Here is a 21,261-nt window from a genome sequence, read left to right on the forward strand (position 1 = left end):
GTCGGCGCGTCCCTCCTTCGATCTCTTCTAGGTCACTTCTTCACGCGAACGGTCTTGGTGGACCGGGTTTCGAGTGTCATCTCGTCCGCCTCCTCGACCTTCGCCTTCAGTCGCACAGTACCGGTCGCGGCGTCGACCACGTCCACCACCTTCGCAAGCAGTTTCGCAGTATCGGCGTTCCCCGACGCACTGGCGAGCTGAACGGCCCGGCCCAGTTTGGCCGTTGCTCCGTCGATATCGCCCGACTTGCGCAGATCCAGCCCTTGTTGGATGACCTGTGCCAGTTCGGCCTGCCCGGTGTAGTGGGCCACCTGTGGGTTGATCGACGTCGAGGCGACCATGTCGTCCGTCCACACGGCCCGCACCAGGCCCTGCGCGCCGAGGTTCTGGACGCTGCCGTCGGGCTGCGGAACGACCAGCGAGATCCGGGCCGCCAGCATCTCCTGGCCGAGGTTCGCGGGCGGCACCTCCACGCAGACGTGGTAGTCACGGGACTCGTCCCCCCAGGAGCCCAGGGGGTAGTCGCCCGCGCGCGGGCCCGCCTCGGTGCGCCGGCCGGTCAGCTCCTCGACGGTGGGGGCGACCTGCTTGACGAACTTCACAGCCGTGCCCACCGGGGTCCACAGCCGCAGGGAGACGTCCGCGACCTCCTTGCCCATCGCCGTCTCCATCATCCCCGTGAAGTCGGCGGCGAGCCCGGCCGGATCGGCGACGATGTCGGCCGTGCCGAGCAGGGCGGAGGCGATCCCTGTGACTTCTTTCACTTCCCAGTCGGTGCCCACACCGCGCGCGTCACACGTGAAGCGCCCGGCGCACGCGTCGAGCGCGGCCTTCAGGTCCTCGGGCGACTCGTGCTCGTTGCGGCCGTCGGTGAGCAGGATGCCGTGCCGGATGGCGACGTCCGCCGAGGACAGCAGCCGGTCGGCCAGGCGCAGCCAGGTGCCGATCGCCGTGCCGCCGCCCGCGCTCAGCGAGCGCAGCGCCTGCTTGGCCTGGGCCCGGGTGGTGGCGTCGGCGACCGCGACCCGGCCGCCGCCCGGGTAGATCTCCTTGGCCACGTGCGTCCCGCCGATCACCGCGAAGTGCACGCCGTCGCGCAGGGTGTCGACAGCGGCGGACGTGGCGTCCCGGGCGTTGCGCATCTTGGTCGGCGGGTAGTCCATCGACCCCGAGCAGTCGACCATGACCGCCACGGCGGCGGACGGGCCCTGGCCGGGCGCGAAGAGGTGGGGCGCCGCGACCGCGCTGCCGATCGTGCCGCCGCCGGTCGCCGTCACCGTGACGATGGCGTTGACCTCGCCGGAGCCCTCCGGCAGGTACTCGTTCTGGTACACGTCCACCGAGAACCGGGGCACGTTCGACTTCGAGAAATTGGCCATGCCTGCTTCGATCCCCCTTCAAAGCCCCCGCCGAGGCGGGGTGATGACGGTAGGCGGACCGGTCCCCTCCGGTCCGCCGAGGCGTCCCCGTACGTGGCCTCAGGCCGATCCTGCCCCCTGCGGGACGGCGGGGAACGGCACGAGGGCCACTGTTACGTTGTCGTGGCCCCCGCCGTCCAGCGCGTGGCCGACGAGCACCCGGGCGCTGTGCAGCGGATGGGTGGCCGCGTCCAGCAGAACGACCCGGGCCATCTCCTCGGCCGCCTCCGCGTAGTTCCACAGGCCGTCCGTGCAGACCACGACCACGCCCGGGCGGTCCGGCTTGAACGCGGCCGTGTGCGGCTCCAGTTCGTAGGCGTCGGCGCCGAGCCAGCCGGTGATCGCGTGGGCGCGCTCGTCGGCGTAGGCCTCGGCCTCGTTCATCAGGCCCGCGGCGACCATCTGCGCGGCCCAGGAGTCGTCCTCGGTGAGCCGGGCCGGGGGAGCGCTCCGGTCGACCGGGACCCAGTAGGCGCGGCTGTCGCCGACCCAGCCGACGATCAGCAGGCCCGACGTCACCACCGCGCCGACGATGGTGCACGCGGGCGCGTTCTGGTGCGGGGCGTGCTCGCGGGCCGTGGCGGGCTCCTCGGCGAGCGAGTTGACCGCGCGGGAGGCGGCGACGATCGCGTCGTGCATCGCCTGCTGCGGGTGCGTGCCCCGGGGCAGCGCGGCCAGCAGGGACTCGCTCGCCGCCTTCGACGCCGCCAGTGAGGCGTCGTCGGGGCGGGTCGCCGAGGAGACGCCGTCGCAGACGATCGCCACGGAGGCGGGGGAGCCGTCGGGCAGCGCGGTGCTGCCGATGGCGAACGCGTCCTCGTTGCGGTGGTGGCGCAGGCCGCGATCGCTGACCGCGGCCACCGGGCCGGACTCCTGCTCCATGTGGTCCCGTTCGCGCGGCTGGGCGTGGCCGCAGTTCTCGCAGTAGCCGTCGTCGTCCACGCGGCCGGCTCGGCAGGCCACGCAGACCTTGCCGCCGGCGTCCGCGGCAGGTGCCGCGGGGTCGGCGGACACCCGTGGGTCCGGTGCCTGGAGGAGGTATGCGTCGGGCTGGGTCCGTTCGGCCCCGGCCGGAACGGCGTGACCGCCGGGCCGGGCCGGCCGGTCGAAGCGGACACCCGCGGCCGGGGCCGGCGGGGCGCTCGGGGGCGGGGGCGTGCCCGGTGGCAGCGCGGAGCCGCCCGAGTCGGTGCCCGGGAGGTCCGTCGGCAGGTGCACCGGTTCCGGGGCGTCCGGGCCGGCCGGCCCGGGGGCGGGCCACGCCGAGCCGTCGGGTGGCACCGTCGGGGCCTCGGGGTACGCACCGGCCGGCGCGCCCTGCGCGGGCACCGAGCCGTTCATGGCGATGGTCGGGTTGTCCTGAGGCCGTTCCGGCACGGCGGACAGGTCGTATCCGCACGCGCCGCAGAAACGGTCACCCGATTCGAGGGGTTCCTCGCAACTCGGGCAGGCGGACAACTGGGGCATCTGCGACATCAACTACACCCACGTCCGGGGGCGGTAACGATTGGCACGTTCCACCAGGTCGATCCTCTCCTCGCCGCCCCGCGCCAGCCGGGCCAGCGTGCGGTACGAACGTTCCAGGCCGAAGCGCAGGCCCCGCTCGTCCAGGCCGCTGCCGAGCAGCGTCCGTCCTCCGGCGGCGGGAGGGGCGGAACCCTGGCCCCCGGAGAGTACCCAGTCCAGGGCGCAACCGAGGACTTCGGCGGACAGCTGCTCGCGGCGCGCCGGATCCAGACCGTACGCCTCCAGCGCCTCCACCTGCGCCGCGGCCGCCGTCAGGTCCTCCAGGAAGGCCGCGTCCGACGCCGTCGCCGTGCGCTGCCGCAACCGGGCCCGGACGGCCGCCACGCGCGCGGCCGTGTAGTGGATGGACGACTCCGGGACGGACTCCAGCGTCCGTACGGCGCCGCGCCGGTCCCCGGTCGCCAGCTGCACCCGGGCCAGACCGAACGCGGCGCTCACATGGCTGGGGTCGGTCGCCCACACCAGCCGGTAGTACTCGGCGGCGTTGTCCAGCTGGCCCAGCACCTCCGCGCACAGGCCCAGCGCCAGCTTGGGCGCGATCTCGCCCGGGAAGGCGTCGTAGATCGCGTCGAAGGCCAGCGCGGCGCCCTCGTCGTCACCGGTGACCAGGGCGGCCACGCCCCGGTACCAGACCACCCGCCAGTCGTCGGGCCGCTCGCCCTCCAGGGCGGTCAGGGCCCCCAGCGCGGCGCCCGGATCGCCCGTCTCCAGCCAGGCCCGGGTCTGCCGCAGCCGGGTCTCGGTCGACGGGGCCGGGGCGGCCGCGAGGGCGCCGAGCAGCTCGGCCGGGGCCGAGGTCATCAGACCCGCGAGGAAACCGGCGTTGGGGTCGGTCGGGTCGACGCGGGGGACGGGCAGGGCCAGGGCGGCGGCGGCCGTGTCGACGGGCTTGACCAGGCCGGGCAGGGCGGGGCCGGCCGGCCCGGGCGCGGTGTGCGTGAGGGCCGGTCCGGGCGCCCCGCCGTACGGGACGGGTCCGGCGGGAAGCGAGGGCGCGGGAACCGGGGCCACCGCGGACGGCGCGACGGCGGGCGTGCCGGCGGCGGACGGCGCGGCGGCGGGGCGGTGCCCGGAGCGAACCGTACGGGCTCCCAGCCGGGACACCTCGCCGACCGACGCCGGGAACAACTCCGTGTCCGTCACCCGCAGTTCCGGCCCGAACAGGGTGGACAGCGCGGGCCGGGCGCGGCCCGTCTGCAGGGAGACGACCTCCCGCAGGACGCCCGTCAGCTGTTCGGTCATCTCCTGAGCGGAGGCGAAGCGGCGGGCCGGGTCGGGGTCCGTCGCGCGGACCAGCAGCCGGTAGAACGACTCGTACTGCCGGAACACCTCGATGTGGTCCGGGTCGGGCAGGGAGTCGACGTAGACGTTCGTGTAGCCCTGGAAGTCGAAGGTCAGCACGGCGAGGGTGCGCGCGACCGTGTACAGGTCGCTGGCCACCGACGGACCGGCCTCGGCCACCTCCGGGGCCTGGTAGCCGACCGTGCCGTAGATGGCCGACTCCTCGTCGTCCATCCGGCGCACCGCGCCCATGTCGATCAGCTTCAGCTGGTCCTCGGTCTGGATCGCGTTGTCGACCTTGAAGTCGCAGTAGAGCAGGTTGCGGCCGTGCAGGTGGCCGAGCGCCTCCAGCGCCTCGATGCCGTACGCGCAGGCCTGCTCCACCGGCAGCGGGTCGCGCCTGCCCTGGGCCGTGCGGCGGGCGTTGGCGATTTCCTTGAGGGACTTGCCGCCGACGTACTCCATGACGATGTAGCCGTCGAGCGAGCCCGTGCGCTGGTCCAGGTGCTCCACGAAGTTGTAGATCCGCACGATGTTGGCGTGCTCGATCTCCGCGAGGAAGCGCCGTTCGGAGATGGCCGCCGCCATCGCGTCCTGGTCGCCCGTGTCCAGCAGGCCCTTGAGGACCACCCAGCGGTCCGAGACCGCCCGGTCCACGGCGAGGTAGATCCAGCCGAGACCGCCGTGCGCGAGACAGCCGACCACCTCGTACTGGCCGTGCACCACGTCCCCGGCCGCCAGCTTCGGCACGAACGAGTACGGGTGGCCGCACTTGGTGCAGAAGCCCTCCGTGCGCCCCGGCCGGTCGCCGCGTGCCCGGCCCACCGGCGCACCGCAGTCCGAGCGCGAGCAGAACCGCTTCCGCTCGGGCACCTCGGGGTGGTCCAGGACCATCTCGCGCGGGTCGGGGCGGGGGATCGGCGGCACCTGCACCAGCCCGGCGCCCAGCCGGCCCCGGGACGTCGAACCGGCCGCGGAACCCGAACTGCGCACCGACACCGAGCGGCCCGTCGACCTGCCCGACAGGGAGCGCGAGAGGCGTCCCGACACCGACCGGCGCGACTTCGAGGACTGCGACGACGTACGGGAACTGCCGCTGCCGGAACGGGAGCTGCCGCTGCCGGAGCCGCGGGAGCCGCCCCTGCCGCCGGCGGTGATGCCGGTGGGCGGCGAACCGACCATGCCGTCCGGCGCGACGACCGGCGCCAGCCCGCAGGTGTCGCAGTACAGCTCGCCGCCGCCCACGTCCTCGTACACGCCCTCGCAGGTGGGGCGCTGGCAGCTGCGCGCGGGGCCGGACGGCTCGTGCGGTGCCTGACTCATGGACTCCCCCTCGTCGCTCATGCGCCCGGCCCCCTCCGGTCGTCCTCCGGCGGGCCCTGGTCCGGCACCCGCGGGCCGCCCAGCAGCTCGGCGGCCGCCCGCTGGTAGCGCAGCACGGCCTGCTCGGCGGCGCGCAGGTCGCAGGGGGCGCTCCACAGCATGCGGCGCGCCTTCTCGTACCGCTCCACCAGCAGCGCGTCCTCCGCGAAGCCGTGCCGGGCGACCTTCGCCTTGTACGCGTCGAGCCGGCCGCGCAGCTCCGCGCGGACCGCCAGCGGCGCCGTCACGGCCGTCAACGACTCGCGGGCGCGCAGCAGTTCGTCCTCGGCCTTCTGCTCCAGCGACTCCAGCAGCGGGGACAGCCGGTGCCACTGGCCCTGCCTGCGGTACTCCGCGGCCGTCGCCAGCTGCTCCTGCAGCGCCGTGGGCGGGCCGCTGACGACCGGCACCTCCGTCGCGGCGATCTTCGCCAGGACCTCGCCGCGCGCGGTGCGCGCCTCGGCGAGCGTACGGTCCGCGCGGCTGAGGACGTCCCGCAGCGCGACGATCCGCTTCTCCGCGTCCTGGCGGACCGTCAGCACGGCGTCGATCTCCCGCCGGACGTCCTCCAGGGCGCGCGCCTCGCGGTCGTACACCGTCGTGTCCGGCCGGCCGCCGCCCGGCGCCGAACTGCCCTCGGCGGGCTGCCAGAACGCCAGCGGGTCCGAGATCACCTGCTCGCGCAGCTTCGTCAGCGTGCGGGTGATGCGCTCCAGGTCGTCGCCCGCCGGATGCTCGCCGGGCCGCACCCCGACCGAGTGGGCGAGCCGGCGGGTGCGCTGGAGCTCGGCCGCCAGCAGGTCGATCCGGGCCGGCAGCGCCGACCAGACCGCGTCCGCGGCGACCACCATGTCCAGGCTCGTCGCGTACAGCTCGTTCATCCGGTCGACGAGCGTGGCGAGCGAGTAGCGCTCACTGAGCTTGCCCGGACTCCCGTGCAGCGTCGGCGCGTTGGCGGTCGCCGCGGCGCTGCCGGCGACCGTGACCGCTTCCCCGCTGAGGAGTTCGGTCAGCTCCGCCAGGTCCTCGCGGCTGGACCAGCGGCGCCGGGCCCGGATGTCCCGGGCGGAGCGCAGCGCGCCGGAGTACGCGTCGAAGTACGTCCACAGCAGCGTGATCGACGCCTCCGTGGACGCCCAGCGCTCCCGGGTCACGCCGGTGAGCTCGGCACCCTCCAGGAGTCTGCGGCCCGCGTGGTCCTGCAGGGCGAGGAGCGAGGTCTCGATCGCCTCGTGCTCCGCGCCGAGCCGCGCCAGCGCACGGTCCACCTCGTCCCGGTCCATCACCGGCCCGGCGGGTCCCGTGACGCCCATCGATCACCTCTCGCTGCCTTCGTACCGGTCGGGGGGTTGGGGCTCTTTCGCTGTTCGGTCCCGGCCACCCTCAGCCGGTGCGGAGGTACTCCGGTGCCGGGGGTTCCGACTTCTTCGCATCCCTGCCCAGTGTCGCGGACAGCCATTTCCCGTACGACGCCTGCCAGCCGTTCGCGGTGTCCTTGCGGTAGTCCACCAGGATCCGGTTGACCCGGCGTACCAGATCGTCCGCGTCCTTCTTCATCGCCACGCCGTAGTACTCGGCAGTGAAGGCGTCGCCCTTGAGCTGGACCGTCGGATCCTGTGCCGCCTGGCTCGCCGCGAGGGCGCCGTCCGTGACGACCGCGTCGACCTCGCCGAGCTGGAGCCGGACCAGGCAGTCGAGTTGGTTCGGGACGGTGGTGGAGATGTCGGTCGTCGCGGGGAGTTCCCCGCTCTTCTTGTCCGCCTCCAGCGTGGAGTACGCCGTCGAACCGGCCGCCGTGCAGATCCTCTTGTGCGCGAGCGTGCCGTCGTAGCCCTTGACGGGGCTGGACTTGGGGGCGAGGACCTGCTGGCCCGTCTTGAAGTAGGGCGCGGAGAAGGCGACGTCCTGGATGCGCGCGCAGTTGATGGTCATCGTGCGGACGACCATGTCCACGCGCCCGTCCTGGATCGCCGGGATGCGCTGGTCGGTGGGGATCGCCTTGAACTGGACGGCCTTCGCATCGCCGAGTATGTCCTCGGCGATGCGGTGGACCAGGTCGATGTCAAAGCCTTCGAGCTCCGCCTTCTTGCCGCTGTTGGGGTTGCGGTAGCCCCAGCGGTAGCTGTTCTGGTCGACGCCGACGATCAGCTTGCGCTTCTCGCCCTTGCGGTTCTTGATCTCCTGGATCGTGGGGCCGTCGGCGGAGGAGGGAGCGAGGGTCTGCTTCTCCGGGTCCTCGCAGTCCTCGTCCACCGATCCGGTGGTCGCGGTCCCGGTCGAGGTGGTCGCGGTGCCGCCCGTCGTGCGGGTGGAGTCCGTCGTGACGGCCGACTTCGGGAGGCAGAGCGCGAGGAGCGCCACCAGGACGCAGACGACCGCCATCGCGCTCACTCCGCCCCAGCCCTTGAGACTGCCGCGCATCGTGCCTCCTCCTTCCGCCCGTGGCCCGTTCACCGGTACTCCGAGAGCCTGCGGCCGATGCCGAGCACCGCGCCCGCGGCGCCCAGGACCGCCAGGACCGCGGCGCCCGCCGGGAGGCCCGTCAGCGCGTCCCGGCCGTCGCCCGCCGCGTGCCGGAACTCCGTCTCCTCGTGGGCCAGCGCCGCGCGCAGGTTGGCGTCGACGCTGTCGAAGCACTCGCCGGTCGCGCCCTTCGCGCCGATGACCAGGTCGAGCGCCTGCTGGTAGTTGCCGTTCTCGTCCTGCTCGCGGGCCGCCGCGTGGCGTTTCTGCCACTCCTTCATGTTGCCCGTGGCCGTGGTGACGGGGCGTTCGCCCGCGGCGTCGTCGGCGAGCTTCCCGGCGGCCTCCAGGCGGGCGCCCAGGGCCTTGATGTCCGTGCCGAAGTCGTGGTCGTAGGCGTCGTAGGTCCGGTCGCCGACCTTCTTCGTCTCCGCGCCCCGGGCCACCAGGGTGAGGTTCTCGTTGCCCCGGGCCTTGAGGGAGGCGATGCGGGCGTCGTGCAGCACGTTCAGGGAGCGGACGCCGTGGTCGTAGGAGTCGTCCAGGGCGGCCCGGGCGACGCTGTGGCCGACGACCAGCCAGAGCAGCACCACCGTGGCGGTGGCCGTGGCGGCGACCAGGCCGTGGTTGAGGACCCGGTTCGTGCGGCGGTACATGCGGTGCTGGGACCAGGCCAGGGCGGCGAGGGCGAGGACGCCGAGGGCGATGGCCGCCCAGGGGTAGGGGCGGGCGTCCGCGTAGTCCGCCTCCAGGCGCTGGTTCTCCTTCTGGTAGAGGTCCTCCGCCGCCGGGAGCATCTGCTGCTGCATCTTCTCGTTGGCGTAGCGCAGGTAGGCGCCGCCGACGGGGAAGCCCTGGCGGTTGTAGGTGCGGGCGCGCTCGATCAGGCCCTTGTACTCGGGCAGAAGCCGGTTCAGTTCGGCGATCGTCGCGGTGGAGGGCGAGTCGGGGTTCGCGTTGGCGGCCGCGTTGACGAGCTTCTCGGCGGCCGTGCGGATGTCCTTCTCGTACCGGTCGCGGGTGGTGGCCGATTCCTGGCCGCCGGCGAGGAAACCGCTGGAGGCGGCGGTGTTGGCGTCCGCGAGGGAGCGGTAGATGTCGGCCGCGTCGGAGGTGAGGGGCTGGCTGCTGGTGAGGACGTCGTCGGCGGCGGCCGCGCGGTCGGTCATCTGCCAGGCCGTGACGGAGCCGAAGGCGATGACGAGCAGGGCAAGGAGGGCGCCGATGATGCGCAGACGCCCGGGCTCCGTCGTGGCGGCGGTGCGCAGGCGGTCCAGACCCTCGGCGAAAGCCGTACGGCGAGGGGACTGCGGGGACCCGTGCGGTGCTGCCGGGCTCCCCGGAGGGCGGGCCGGGGCCGGTGGGGACGCCTGCGCCGGTACGGCCGGCAGGATGGGCAGGCCGGAACTCGCCGGTGGCGGTGTGCTGCTCTTCGGCGTGTACGTCACTGTGACCTCCCCCATGGTCATCCGTCGCCGCAAGTATCGCCGCCGGGACCGACATGCGCACCGGCCTTGCCTCGATCTTGATCGGATCGCAGCGCGGAGCACCACCCCTGTCCAGGTACACGTTCGGGGTGGTTGTTCGGTTCCCGGGGCGGTGGGGTGCGCGCGGCGCCGGGAACCGGCGGGTACGGGTCCGCTCAGACGCCGTAGTGCCCCCGCACCCGTTCCTGCGCCTCCTCTCCCGCGCCGAAGCGGTCCAGACCCAGCAGCGCCGCCCCCAGGACCGGGCTCGCCGTCACCACCCGGGGGACCGCCTTGGGGGCGCGCTCCGTGAGCAAGTGGCGGATGTGGTCGTCGAGTTGGGGGTGCCCGGCCGCCAGGACGCCGCCGCCCAGGAGGACCGGTGTCTCCTCGGCCAGCAGATCGAGGCGGGTGAGGGCCACCACCGCCATGGCGACGACCTCCTCGGCCTGGCGGGCCACGATCGCGCGGGCGGTCGCGTCGCCGTCGGCGGCCGTCGCGAAGAGGACCGGGGTCAGCTCGTGACGCCTGGACGGCGCGATGTGCTCCAGGTGCAGAGCCTCCACGAGCGCGTACATCGTGGGCAGGCCGAAGTGGGCGGGCAGGGTCCGGGCGAGGGCCGTGGGGGCGCCCCGGCCGTCCTCCGCCCGGCAGGCGTGCCACATGGCCTCCTCCGCCAGGCCCCACCCGCCGCCCCAGTCGCCCGAGACCCGGCCGAGCGCGGGGAAGCGGGCCGTACGGCCGTCGGGTCGCATGCCGACGCAGTTGATGCCGGCGCCGCAGACGACGGCCACGCCGCGCGGTTCGGTGACGCCGGCCCGCAGGATGGCGAACGTGTCGTTGCGGACGGTCACCGTGTCGGCCCAGCCGCGGGCCCGCAGCGCGGTCGCCAACTGCTCCTCCTCCACGGGGAAGTCGGCGTTGGCGAGGCACGCCGAGACGTGGGTGACCGAGGTGAGTCCGGCGGCGGTGAGGGCCTGCGTGACGGGCGCGGCCAGCTCCCGCATCGCCGCGTCCAGGCCCACGGCCGGGGGACGGAAGCCGCCTCCGCGTGCCGTGGCCAGGACGTCTCCGTCGGCCGTCACGATCGCCACGTCCGTCTTGCTGTTGCCCGCGTCGATCGCGAGGACACGTGCGGTCACGCCCACGCCAGGTGCTCCCGGTTGTGTGCGATGAGCCGGTCGGTGAGCGTCTCGGCGTACTCGTACTGGCCGATGAGCGGGTGGGAGAGCAGCGCGCGGAAGACGCGGTTGCGGCCGCCGTGCAGGGCGGCTTCCAGGGCCAGGTCCTCGTAGGCGGTGACGCCGGCCATCAGGCCCGCGTACAGGGGGTCGACGGGGTGCACGGGGAGGGGAGCCGCGCCCTTGGTGCCCACGGCAGCCTGGACCTCGACGACGGCGTCGTCGGGCAGGAACGGGAGCGTGCCGTCGTTGTACGTGTTCACCACCTGGTACGGCGTGCCGCCGCCGCCCAGCAGGGCCGCGGCCAGGTCCACCGCGGCCTCCGAGTAGTAGGCCCCGCCCCGCCGGGCGAGCAGGTCCGGCTTCTCGTCCAGGGCCGGGTCGGCGTACATCGCCAGCAGGCGCCGTTCCATGTCGGCCACTTCGGCCGCCCGGGAGGGCTTGGTGCGCAGCTCCCGTACGACCTCGTCGTGGGCGTAGAAGTAGCGCAGGTAGTAGGAGGGGACCACCCCCAGCCTGTCGAGCAGCGGGCGGGGCAGGCGCAGGTCCGCCGCGATGGTGTCGCCGTGGTCGGCCAGGAGCCGGGGCAGGACGTCCTCGCCCTCGGGGCCGCCCAGGCGTACGCCCGTCTCCCAGGTGAGGTGGTTCAGGCCCACGTGGTCCAGGTGGAGCCCGGACGGCTCCAGGGAGAGCAGGGCCGCGAACTTGCGCTGGAGGCCGATCGCCACGTTGCACAGGCCGACCGCCTTGTGCCCGGCCCGGAGCAGCGCACGGGTGACGATGCCGACCGGGTTGGTGAAGTCGATGATCCAGGCGTGGGGGTTGGCACGGCGCACGCGCTCCGCGATGTCCAGGACGACCGGGACCGTGCGCAGCGCCTTGGCCAGGCCGCCGGCGCCCGTGGTCTCCTGGCCCACGCAGCCGCATTCCAGGGGCCAGGTCTCGTCCTGCTGCCGGGCCGCCTGGCCGCCCACCCGCAGTTGCAGCAGGACCGCGTCCGCGCCGTCGACCGCCGCGTCGAGGTCGGTCGTGGTGGTGATGCGGCCGGGGTGGCCCAGGCGGGCGAAGATGCGGCGGGACAGGCCGCCCACGAGCTCCAGGCGGTCCTGCGCCGGGTCCACCAGGACCAGTTCCCCGAGGGGCAGGGTGTCCCTCAGGCGGGCGAAGCCGTCCACGAGTTCGGGGGTGTAGGTCGAGCCTCCGCCGACCACGGTGAGTTTCATACGTGTTCTAACCCTTTACTCCGGTGAGCGTGACACCCTCGACGAACGCCTTCTGGGCGAAGAAGAACACGAGGATCACGGGGGCCATGACCAGCACGGTGGCGGCCATGGTGAGGTTCCAGTCGGTGTGGTGGGCGCCCTTGAACGACTCCAGGCCGTAGGAGAGCGTCCAGGCGCCCGGGTTCTCCGAGGCGTAGATCTGCGGGCCGAAGTAGTCGTTCCACGCGTAGAAGAACTGGAAGAGCGCCACCGCGGCTATGCCCGGTCTGGCCATCGGGAGAACGACCCTGAGCAGGGTGCGCAGTTCGCCGCAGCCGTCCACCCGGGCCGCGTCCACGTACTCGTCGGGGATCGTCGTGAGGAACTGGCGCAGCAGGAAGATCGAGAACGCGTCGCCGAACGCCATGGGGATGATCAGGGGCCACAGCGTGCCGGACAGGTCCAGCTGCTTGGCCCAGAACAGGTACATCGGGATGACGACCACCTGCGGCGGCAGCATCATCATCGAGATGACCAGCATCAGGGCGAGATTGCGGCCCCGGAAGCGGAACTTGGCCAGGGCGTAGGCGACGGGGATCGAGGAGACGACCGTCAGGACCGTGCCGAGGCCCGCGTAGAGCAGGGTGTTCCGCCACCACGTGAGGAAGCCGGGGGTGTCGAAGACCTTGGCGTAGTTGCCCCACTCCCAGGTGCGCGGGATCAGGTCGCGGCTGAGCGCCTGGGAGTCGCTCATGAGCGATGTGAGGAACACGAAGACGAAGGGCAGCGTGAAGAAGAGGGCCGCGGCGATGCCGAGGGAGTGGACGGCGATCCATTCCAGGAGGGCCCTGCGGTGGGCGGTGCGCTCCGCCGGGGTGGGCGGCGCCTTCTTCAGGTCCAGGGGCTTGTCGAGCACCTGCGTCATCGGTCACCTGCCTGGATCAGGCCGCCCCTGCGGCGCATCAGAAGTGCCGTGAAGGCCATGGAGAGGGCGAACAGGACCAGGGCGACCACACAGGCGGAGCCGTAGTCGAAGCGCTGGAAGCCCAGGTTGTAGACGAGCTGGGGGAGGGTGAGGGTGGACTTGTCCGGGTAGCCCGGCTCGAACTGGGTGCCCGCGCCCTGGATCACGCCCGAGGCGACCTTCCCGGCGATCAGTGGCTGGGTGTAGTACTGCATCGTCTGGATCACGCCGGTGACCACCGCGAACATCACGATCGGGGAGATGTTCGGCAGCGTGACGTAGCGGAAGCGCTGCCAGGGGGACGTGCCGTCCAGCTCCGCCGCCTCGTACTGCTCCTTCGGCACGTCCAGCAGGGCCGCCATGAAGATGACCATGAGGTCGCCGATGCCCCACAGGGCCAGCAGGGTCAGGGCCGGTTTGGACCAGGCGGGGTCGTTGAACCAGCCCGGCGCCGGCAGGCCCACTCGCTCCAGGATCGAGTTGACGGGACCCGTGCCGGGGTTGAGGAGGAAGGCGAAGGCCATCGTGGCCGCCACGGGCGGGGCCAGGTAGGGCAGGTAGAACAGGGTGCGGAAGACGCCCGTGGCCGTCTTGATCCGGGTGATCAGCAGGCCCACGCCCAGGCCGAAGGCGACCCGGAGCGCGACCATGACGACGACCAGCCAGAGGGTGTTGCGCAGGGCGGGCCAGAAGAGCGGGTAGTGCTCGAAGACGTACGCCCAGTTCTTCGTGCCCACCCACGCCGGCGGCTTGAAGCCGTCGTAGCGCATGAAGGAGAAGTAGACGGTGGACAGCAGGGGATAGGCGAAGAAGACCGAGAAGCCGATCAGCCAGGGGGACAGGAACGCCAGGGTGCGCAGGGTCGAGCGGCGCTGTTTCGCCCGCAACGTGTAGGTGCTCATGGGCTACTTCGCCTGCGCGATGTCCGTGTCGATCTGCTCGGCCGTCTTCTTCAGGCCGGCCTTGAGGTCGGTGGCCTTGCCGCTCTCGTAGTCGTAGCCGAACTGCTGGATCGTGGTGAGGTAGACGCCGCCGTTGACGGAGGCGGGAGCCGTCGTGGAGTGGGGGTTCGCGGCGATCTCCAGGAACGTCTTGAAGCGCGGGTCGTACTTCAGCTTCGGGGACTTCAGCGCCGCGAGCGTCGACGGCACGTTGTGGATCGCGTTGGAGAAGTTCACCACCGCGTCGGTGTTCGTGGTCATGTACTTCACCAGCTCCCAGGCCGCGTTCTGCTTCTTGCTGGTCGCGGCGATGCCGGCGATCGTGCCGGTGATGTAGCCCTTGCCGTACTGGTCGGCCTGGTCGTCGGGGACGGGCAGCGGGGCCACGCCGATCTCGAACTCGGGCTTGGTGTCCAGGGCCATGCCCAGGCGCCACTCGCCGTCCAGCTGCATGGCGACCTGGCCGGTGTGGAAGGGGTGCTTGGGGCCCCACTCGTCGCCGAGCTTCGAGCGGTACTTCTCCAGTCTGCGGTAGCCGCCGAGGGTGTCGACCAGCTTCTTCTGCATCGTGAAGGCCTTCTCGAAGGCCGGGTCCTTGCCGACGTTCGACTTGCCGTCCCGGTCGAAGTACGTGGGCGAGAACTGGCCCAGGTAGTGCTCGGTGGTGGTCTCCCAGCCGTGGTAGTTCGGCATGAAGCCGAGCTGCTTGTAGCTGTCGCCCTGAGGGATCGTCAGCTTCTTGGCGACCCGCTCGAACTCCGACCAGGTCTTCGGCGGGGCGGTGACACCGGCCTTCTCGAAGGCCGTCTTGTTGTAGTAGAGGCCGTAGGCGTCGCCCAGCAGCGGCACCGCGCAGCGGTTGCCCTCGAACCGGGTGTACTCGTTCATCGCCTTCGGGAACGTCTTCGCCGGGTCGATGCCCGACTTCTCGAAGAACGGGTCGAGGTCGACCAGAGCGCCGGAGGAGCAGAACTTGCCGACGCTGTTCGTGGTGAACGACGAGATCACGTCCGGGGCCTTGCCGCCGCCGGCGCGCAGGGCCTGGTTGATCTTGTCGTCCGTCATGTTGCCGACGACGTCGACGTGGAGGTTGGGGTGCGCCTTCTCGAAACCGGCGACCAGGTCCTCGACGGCCTTCACCTCCGAGGGCGCGCTCCACGCGTGCCAGAAGGTGAGAGTCGTCTCCTTCGAGGCATCGTCGCTCGCGCCGGCGCCGGACTGGCCGGTGCAGGCGGTGGCGAGGAGGGCGAGGGAGGCGGAGGCGGCGAGGGCGAGGGCCGCTTTCCGGGGCATTCCGGGCATGGCGAAGCTCCCTGGGGTACGGGGGAAGGAAGGTGCGGGGGAAGGAAGGGGAGGTCGGAAACGGGGTGGGGACGAGGGGGAGACGGGGGTGGGTCAGCGGGAGGTGTCGAAGACCTCGTCCCGTGTCGTCGCGAGCGCGCTCTCCAGCGCGCCGCGCAGCACGGGGTGTTCACGCACGTCGCCCACGACCAGGCGGGGGCGGGACGCGGCCAGTTCTTCCAGCTCGGCCTGGACGAGCGCGCGCAGTGGTTCGCCGCCCGAGGTCAGGGCCGAGCCTCCCAGCACGACGAGTTCGGGGTCGAGGACCGAGACCAGGGAGGCCAGGCCGGTGGCGAGGCGGGTCGCGTAGGTCCGCAGGAGGGCGCGGTGGGCGTCGTCGCCGGACCGCGCGGCCCGGGCCAGCAGCCGGGCGGCGGCCTCGGCGTAGGGGCCCGGCGGGATGTCGTCGATGCCGAGCTCGCGGGCCAGGCGCGGGACCGCCTGGGAGCCGGCCAGCTCCTGGTAGCCGCCGCTGTTGGCCTTGGTGACCTGGCGGACCAGGGGTGCGCCCGGCACCGGGAGGAAGCCGACCTCGCCGGCGCCGCCGGTCCAGCCGCGGTGCAGCCGGCCGCCGAGGACCAGGGCGGCCCCCAGGCCCTCCTCGTTCCACAGCAGCACGAAGTCCGCGTGGCCCCGGGCCGCGCCCAGGCGCTGCTCGGCGAGCGCGACCAGGTTGACGTCGTTCTCGTACTCGAACGGCATCGGCAGCGCGGCGGCGAGCTCGTCCAGGAGGGTGGGGGAGTGCCAGCCGGGCAGGTGGGAGGCGTAGCGCAGCCGGCCCGTGGTGGGGTCGAAGGCGCCGGGGGTGCCGATGACGAGGCGGTGGACGTCGTCCCGGGACAGGCCCGCCGCCTTCACCGCGCCGTCCAGGGCGTCGGTGACCTGCTGGACGACCGGGGTGCCGGTGCGCCGGCCGGGGGTGGGCAGTTCGAAGCGGCCGATCGTGCGGCCGGTGATGTCGGCGACCGCGGCGAGGATCCGCTGGGGGGTGACGTCGAGCCCGGCCGCGTGCCCGGCCGCCGGATTGACCTCGTAGAGCTGGGCGCTCGGGCCAGGGCGGCCCTCGGTGGTGCCGGTGGCCAGGACCAGGCCCGCCGCCTCCAGGCGGGCCAGGAGCTGGGAGGCGGTCGGCTTGGACAAGCCGGTGAGCTTGCCGATCCGGGTGCGGGACAGCGGTCCGTGCTCCAGGAGCAGGTCCAGGGCGGCCCGGTCGTTCATGGCGCGCAGGACGCGCGGGGTGCCCGGCGTTCCGGCGAATCCTGCCATGCGTGTCCACACCTGCCCTTCGGCTGCTCAGCTTCTCAGTGATCGGGGAGGGAAGTCCACCGATCATTGTTAGGAAACTTACCTATCGGATGCGAGGACCGTAGGGCGCCGCGGGGCCCGCGTCAAGAGGCCGTGTGACCGGGGGTGGTGCACACGACGCAGGGCCCCCGGCCGTGCCGGGGGCCCTGCGTGTCGTGCCGGTCGCTACTTGGTGACGTTCGGCGGGGTCAGGGGCGTCGCCGTCTGGGACTGGGGCGAGGTGGTGCTGGCGTACACCGACGGCGCGGCCATGCCGGCCGTCGGGTCCGCGGGCGTCTCCTCCACCGGCGCCGTGGCGCCGCCGACGATCCGGATGTCCGCCGCGTCGAAGGCTCGCTTCACCCGCCAGCGCAGCTCCCGCTCCACGGTCAGGGACTTGCCCGGCATCGTCTTGGCGGACAGCCGCACAACCATCGAGTCCAGCAGGACGCTGTCCAGGCCGAGGACCTCGATCGGGCCCCACAGCAGCTCGTTCCAGGGCTCCTCGGCGCCCATCTTCTCCGCGACCTCGTCCAGCGTGGACTTGACCTTGTCGAGGTCCTCGGAGGCGGCGACCGTGACGTCGACGTTGGCCGTCGCCCAGCCCTGGGAGAGGTTGCCGATGCGCTTGACCTCACCGTTGCGGACGTACCAGATCTCGCCGTCGTCACCGCGCAGCTTGGTCACGCGCAGGCCCACCTCGATCACCTCGCCGGAGGCGACGCCCGCGTCGATCGTGTCGCCGACGCCGTACTGGTCCTCCAGGATCATGAAGACGCCCGAGAGGAAGTCGGTGACCAGGTTGCGGGCGCCGAAGCCGATCGCCACGCCCGCGACACCGGCGGAGGCCAGCAGCGGGGCCAGGTTGATGTTGAACGCGGACAGGATCATCAGGGCCGCGGTGCCCATGATGAGGAAGCTGGCCACCGAGCGCAGCACCGAGCCGATCGCCTGCGAGCGCTGGCGGCGGCGTTCCACATTGACCAGAAGGCCGCCCAGCGGGCTCCCGTCCGAACTCTGCGCCGTGCGGCTCATGCGGTCTATGAGCTTGGTGATCGCCCGTCGCACCGCGACCCTCAGCACGGCCGCTATGACCAGGACCAGCAGGACCTGCAGACCGATCGCGAGCCAGGTCGACCAGTTCTGCTCGACCCAGCCGGCGGCGTTCGTCGCGCTCTCCTGGGCGTCCTGGAGCGAGGGCACTCTCGGGGACTGCGTATCCGAGGGAGTGGGCGACGGCGACGGTGACGGGCCGGCGGCCGACAGGACGGCGTCCACGACGGACAGGGACACGGCAGGTACCTCCAGGTGCAGCGGTCTGCCCCGGTGCGGTGGTTCACGGGGGTCAAGGTCACGGCTGGGTCACCGAAGGGGCAGAACCACCACACTAACGGGGCATTGTGTGTGCCTTTGACGAATGTGTGAAGGAGAGACCGGACTCACCTGCGCTTGAACAGGCCATGATCCGGGGGATCCTCCAGATGTGGTCGAAAACACTCCCAGCCCGTTACCGGGACATGGTGGCGCGTCCACCAGGCATGAGGGGAGACTGACTACGAATCGTCCCGGCGCGAGCCACGCGCCGCCGGCGTCCAAGGAGGCATCCGTGCCGCATGTCCTGGTCCTCAACGCGTCGTACGAGCCACTGGGCGTCGTACCGCTCCGCCGCGCGCTCGTCCTCGTCCTCGAGAACAAGGCCGTCTGCCTGGAGGAGTCCGGCGCCTATCTGCACAGCGCGACCGTCACAGTCCCCGCACCCAGCGTGGTCCGGCTCAAGCGATTCGTCCGGGTCCCCTATCGGGGGCCCGTTCCGCTCACCCGCCGGGCGCTGTTCGCCCGCGACGGGGGCCGGTGCATGTACTGCGGTGGCGTCGCAACCAGCGTCGACCACGTCATCCCGCGCAGCCGCGGGGGCAAGCACGTGTGGGACAACGTGGTGGCGTCCTGCCGCCGCTGCAACCACGTGAAGGCCGACCGTCACCTCGTCGAGATCGGCTGGCGGCTGCGCCACAAACCCGCCCCGCCCACCGGCCTGGCCTGGCGCATCATCGGGACCGGCCACAGGGATCCGCGCTGGCTGCCGTACTTGCAGCCGTACGGCGCGGACGACGCCTTGGCCCGGATCGACGGCATTTCCGCCTGACGACGATCCGGGCCTTCGTGCAGGCGCGCGCGGCACCCGCCGGGCCCGGGGGACCCCCGTCCCCCCGGGCCCTGGCCTGCCTGCGCTCACGCGTACCGCAGCTCCCCGGGGCGCACCGAGCGGCGCAGCAGGGGCAGGGAACCGGCCGCGGCCAGCAGGCAGGCGGCGTAGGCCGCGACGGGCACCACGGCGATCGCCCAGGGCACCGGGCGGCCGGCCGACAGGGCGTACCAGGCGCCGATGCCCGTCCCGCCCAGGCCCGCGAGCAGCAGCGCGGGGGCCAGCGGCAGCGCGGTCTCCAGCAGCAGGGCCCGGCCGAGCACCGCCCGCGGCACCCCGGCGGCCACCTGCGCGGCCAGACCCCGGCGGCGGGCGGCCACCGACTCGGCGGTGCCCACGGCCAGCGCGGACAGGGTGAGGGCGACGGCGACCGCGACGGCCGCGCCGGTGAGGTCGAGGCCGGCCAGGTAGTAGGACGCGTCGAGGTCCCTCCTGGAGCGCACCACGTCCACGAGGACCTGCCGGACGCCCAGGAAGCCGGTCCCGGCGACCGTCACCAGCAGCACGGCGGCGTGGGCGCGGGCGGCGGCCCAGGGGTCGTCGCGCAGCCGCTCGGCGGCGATCAGGGTGGCCGCCGACCGGGCCCGGGCCGCGAGGAGCCGGCCGGTGGCCGCGGCGGCGGCCCCCGAGAGCCACACCGCGCCCGCGCCGACCGCGACGGCCGCGCCCAGCACCGAGAGCAGCGGCTGCGCGCCGGCCCGGCCGCCCGCGGTGGCGGACGCGCCGGACACGGTGAACACGCCCACCAGGCCGATGAGGCACAGCCCGGCCAGGAACAGCAGGCCCGGTCCCCGTCCGCCGCGCGGTCCGGCCCGGCGCACCCGGCCGAGCGGGTCGGCCACCACCCGGCGCAGCGCGAGCCCGCCCGCCGCCGCGCCCAGCAGCGGCACGGCGAGGGCGACCACGGCGATCCCGGCCCAGGCCGGCGGGCTCGGCCGCTCCCACCAGCGCAGCAGCAGCGGCACCGAGCAGCAGGCGGCGACCGCCGAGCCCGGCAGGCAGGCCAGGCCCGTCTCCAGCGCGGCGATCCGCCGCACCTGCCAGGGCGTCGCCCCGGCCAGCCGCAGCACGGCCAGCCGCCGGTCCCGGTGCACCGCCCCGATGCGGGCGCACTGGCCGAGGAAGCCGAGCACCGGCACGAGCAGGAGCAGCAGGCCGACGATCACGCCGGCCCGCGTGCCCGGCTGGTCCAGCAGGCCGTGGGCGGCGGGCACGCGGTGGGTGCCGCGCAGGGAGGCCAGGACGGCGGCGGCGAGTGCGAACCCCGTCGCCAGGGCCGCCCCGGCCGCCGTCAGAGCGATCCGCCACCACTCGCCGCGGCCGGACCCCCGGATGAGCTCCCGGGCCAGGCGCAGATCGGAGCGCAGGTGTCTCATGCCGTCACCCCCAGCGCCGCCGCGGCGCCGTCCCGCAGCCGGACCTCACGGTCCGCGTACGCCGCCACCTGGGCGTCGTGCGTGATGAGCAGGACCGCCGTGCCCGCCTCGCGGGCCGTGTGCACCAGGGCCGTCATGACCTGCTCGCTCGCGAGGGAGTCCAGGGCCCCCGTCGGCTCGTCGGCGAAGACCACGCGCGGACTCGTGACCAGGGCCCGGGCCAGCGCCACCCGCTGGGACTGGCCGCCGCTCAGCTCGCCCGGGCGCATCCCGCCCTGTCCGCGCACCCCGAAGCGCTCCAGCCACGCACCGGCCCGGGTCCGGGCGCCGGCCCGGCCGGTGCCGGCCAGCAGCAGGGGCAGGGCGACGTTGTCCAGGACCGTCAGCTCCGGGACGAGCTGGCCGAACTGGAACACCACGCCGAACTCGGTGCGCCGCAGCGCGCTCAGCCGCTGCTCGGACAGCTCCTCCAGTCGCCGGCCGTCGTACGTCACCGAGCCCTCGTCCGGCCGGACGATCCCGGCCAGGCAGTGCAGCAGGGTCGACTTGCCGCTGCCGCTCGGGCCGGTCACGGCGAGGATCTCTCCGGCGTGCAGCTCGACCGACGCGCCGCGCAGGGCGGGGGTGCTGCCGTGCGCCTTGACGAGGCCACGGGCCGTGAGGAGGGGGACGGGTCTGCTCATGGTGCGTCGACCTCCGCGGTCAGGGTGGTGAGCCGGGCCGCCGTGGTGTTCATCCAGCGGAGATCGGCGTCGAGGTGGTTGAGGGCGTAGTCCGCCGAGAGCACGGTCGCCAGGTCGGTGCCCGGGGCCGCCTTGAGGGCCGTCAGCTCCCGCATCCGCTCCATGTGGGCGGCGCGCTGGGCGCTCAGGTACCCGGCCGGGTCGCCGCCGGAGAGGATCGCGACCACGACCTTGGCGAAGATCTCGTTCGCCACGAAGGGCGCGGGCGGCGCGATCTCCGCGGCCCAGCGGGACAGCTCACGCGTCCCCTCGCCGGTCGGGCGGTAGACGGTCCGTTCCGGGCCGCCGTCGGAGTCGGTGCCGTCGACCTCGGCGAGACCGTCGCGGACGAGGCGCTGCAGGGTCGTGTAGACCTGCCCGTAGGCCAGCGGACGGGCCTGGGGGAAGCGTTCGTCGTGGCGCCGCTTGAGGTCGTAGCCGTGGCTCGGACCCGTGGCGAGCAGGCCCAGCAGGATGTGGCGGGTGCTCATGGCGATCATTATGTACTCAGTACATGTACTGAGTGAATA

Annotated in this window: 17 protein-coding genes; 1 reads left to right on the forward strand and 16 read right to left on the reverse strand. The window is 73.0% G+C overall.

What is annotated here, in order from left to right:
• Positions 1–32 precede the first annotated feature (32 nt).
• The 13 genes from ACIGAQ_RS10940 to ACIGAQ_RS11000 form a co-directional block, all read right to left on the reverse strand.
• On the reverse strand, positions 33–1,379 hold the full coding sequence (locus ACIGAQ_RS10940) for a VWA domain-containing protein (RefSeq protein ID WP_399781350.1): 1,347 nt from the start codon (positions 1,377–1,379) through the stop codon (positions 33–35).
• 99 nt (positions 1,380–1,478) lie between these two features.
• A complete protein-coding gene (locus tag ACIGAQ_RS10945) occupies positions 1,479–2,894 on the reverse strand; it encodes a PP2C family serine/threonine-protein phosphatase (protein ID WP_399781353.1) in 1,416 nt (471 codons plus the stop codon).
• Between the two features lie 3 nt (positions 2,895–2,897).
• Complete coding sequence (locus ACIGAQ_RS10950; protein WP_399781356.1) at positions 2,898–5,549, reverse strand: tetratricopeptide repeat protein; 2,652 nt, start codon at positions 5,547–5,549, stop codon at positions 2,898–2,900.
• 17 nt (positions 5,550–5,566) lie between these two features.
• Positions 5,567–6,901, reverse strand: a complete 1,335-nt coding sequence (locus tag ACIGAQ_RS10955; protein ID WP_399781359.1) for a hypothetical protein — start codon at positions 6,899–6,901, stop codon at positions 5,567–5,569.
• A gap of 70 nt (positions 6,902–6,971) precedes the next feature.
• Positions 6,972–8,009, reverse strand: coding sequence for a glutamate ABC transporter substrate-binding protein (locus tag ACIGAQ_RS10960; RefSeq protein WP_311686601.1), 1,038 nt, complete (start codon positions 8,007–8,009; stop codon positions 6,972–6,974).
• Between the two features lie 29 nt (positions 8,010–8,038).
• Entirely contained in the window at positions 8,039–9,514 is a 1,476-nt protein-coding gene (locus tag ACIGAQ_RS10965) for a hypothetical protein (RefSeq protein WP_399781362.1), read from the reverse strand.
• Between the two features lie 179 nt (positions 9,515–9,693).
• Positions 9,694–10,665: an N-acetylglucosamine kinase gene (locus ACIGAQ_RS10970; protein WP_399781365.1), complete on the reverse strand. Its 972-nt coding sequence runs from the start codon at positions 10,663–10,665 to the stop codon at positions 9,694–9,696.
• Positions 10,656–11,921, reverse strand: coding sequence for a 6-phospho-beta-glucosidase (locus tag ACIGAQ_RS10975; protein ID WP_399781369.1), 1,266 nt, complete (start codon positions 11,919–11,921; stop codon positions 10,656–10,658). Before ACIGAQ_RS10975 ends, ACIGAQ_RS10970 begins: the two co-directional genes overlap by 10 nt.
• A gap of 7 nt (positions 11,922–11,928) precedes the next feature.
• Entirely contained in the window at positions 11,929–12,825 is an 897-nt protein-coding gene (locus ACIGAQ_RS10980) for a carbohydrate ABC transporter permease (RefSeq protein WP_311686606.1), read from the reverse strand.
• Complete coding sequence (locus ACIGAQ_RS10985; RefSeq protein ID WP_362274856.1) at positions 12,822–13,766, reverse strand: sugar ABC transporter permease; 945 nt, start codon at positions 13,764–13,766, stop codon at positions 12,822–12,824. The genes ACIGAQ_RS10980 and ACIGAQ_RS10985 overlap by 4 nt, the downstream gene beginning before the upstream one ends.
• 3 nt (positions 13,767–13,769) lie before the next feature.
• Positions 13,770–15,107: an ABC transporter substrate-binding protein gene (locus tag ACIGAQ_RS10990; protein WP_399781373.1), complete on the reverse strand. Its 1,338-nt coding sequence runs from the start codon at positions 15,105–15,107 to the stop codon at positions 13,770–13,772.
• 93 nt (positions 15,108–15,200) lie between these two features.
• A complete protein-coding gene (locus tag ACIGAQ_RS10995; RefSeq protein WP_399781376.1) occupies positions 15,201–16,412 on the reverse strand; it encodes an ROK family protein in 1,212 nt (403 codons plus the stop codon).
• 204 nt (positions 16,413–16,616) lie between these two features.
• On the reverse strand, positions 16,617–17,723 hold the full coding sequence (locus tag ACIGAQ_RS11000) for a mechanosensitive ion channel family protein (protein ID WP_311686611.1): 1,107 nt from the start codon (positions 17,721–17,723) through the stop codon (positions 16,617–16,619).
• A 313-nt stretch (positions 17,724–18,036) separates the two neighbouring features.
• On the opposite strand from ACIGAQ_RS11000, the gene ACIGAQ_RS11005 reads away from it, so the two are divergent.
• Positions 18,037–18,573, forward strand: a complete 537-nt coding sequence (locus tag ACIGAQ_RS11005) for an HNH endonuclease (protein WP_030237121.1) — start codon at positions 18,037–18,039, stop codon at positions 18,571–18,573.
• Between the two features lie 86 nt (positions 18,574–18,659).
• On the opposite strand, the gene ACIGAQ_RS11010 is transcribed toward ACIGAQ_RS11005, so the two are convergent.
• The 3 genes from ACIGAQ_RS11010 to ACIGAQ_RS11020 are packed head-to-tail and all read right to left on the reverse strand — an operon-like array spanning position 18,660 to position 21,222.
• Complete coding sequence (locus ACIGAQ_RS11010) at positions 18,660–20,009, reverse strand: FtsX-like permease family protein (protein ID WP_399781381.1); 1,350 nt, start codon at positions 20,007–20,009, stop codon at positions 18,660–18,662.
• Positions 20,006–20,692: an ABC transporter ATP-binding protein gene (locus ACIGAQ_RS11015; RefSeq protein ID WP_399781384.1), complete on the reverse strand. Its 687-nt coding sequence runs from the start codon at positions 20,690–20,692 to the stop codon at positions 20,006–20,008. The genes ACIGAQ_RS11010 and ACIGAQ_RS11015 overlap by 4 nt, the downstream gene beginning before the upstream one ends.
• The gene (locus ACIGAQ_RS11020) at positions 20,689–21,222 is read right to left on the reverse strand and encodes a PadR family transcriptional regulator (protein WP_094055565.1); all 534 of its coding nucleotides are present in this window, start codon (positions 21,220–21,222) and stop codon (positions 20,689–20,691) included. Before ACIGAQ_RS11020 ends, ACIGAQ_RS11015 begins: the two co-directional genes overlap by 4 nt.
• Positions 21,223–21,261: the final 39 nt, after the last annotated feature.

It is taken from the genome of Streptomyces sp. NPDC085932, assembly GCF_044540525.1.
Classification (GTDB): Bacteria; Actinomycetota; Actinomycetes; order Streptomycetales; family Streptomycetaceae; genus Streptomyces; species Streptomyces levis.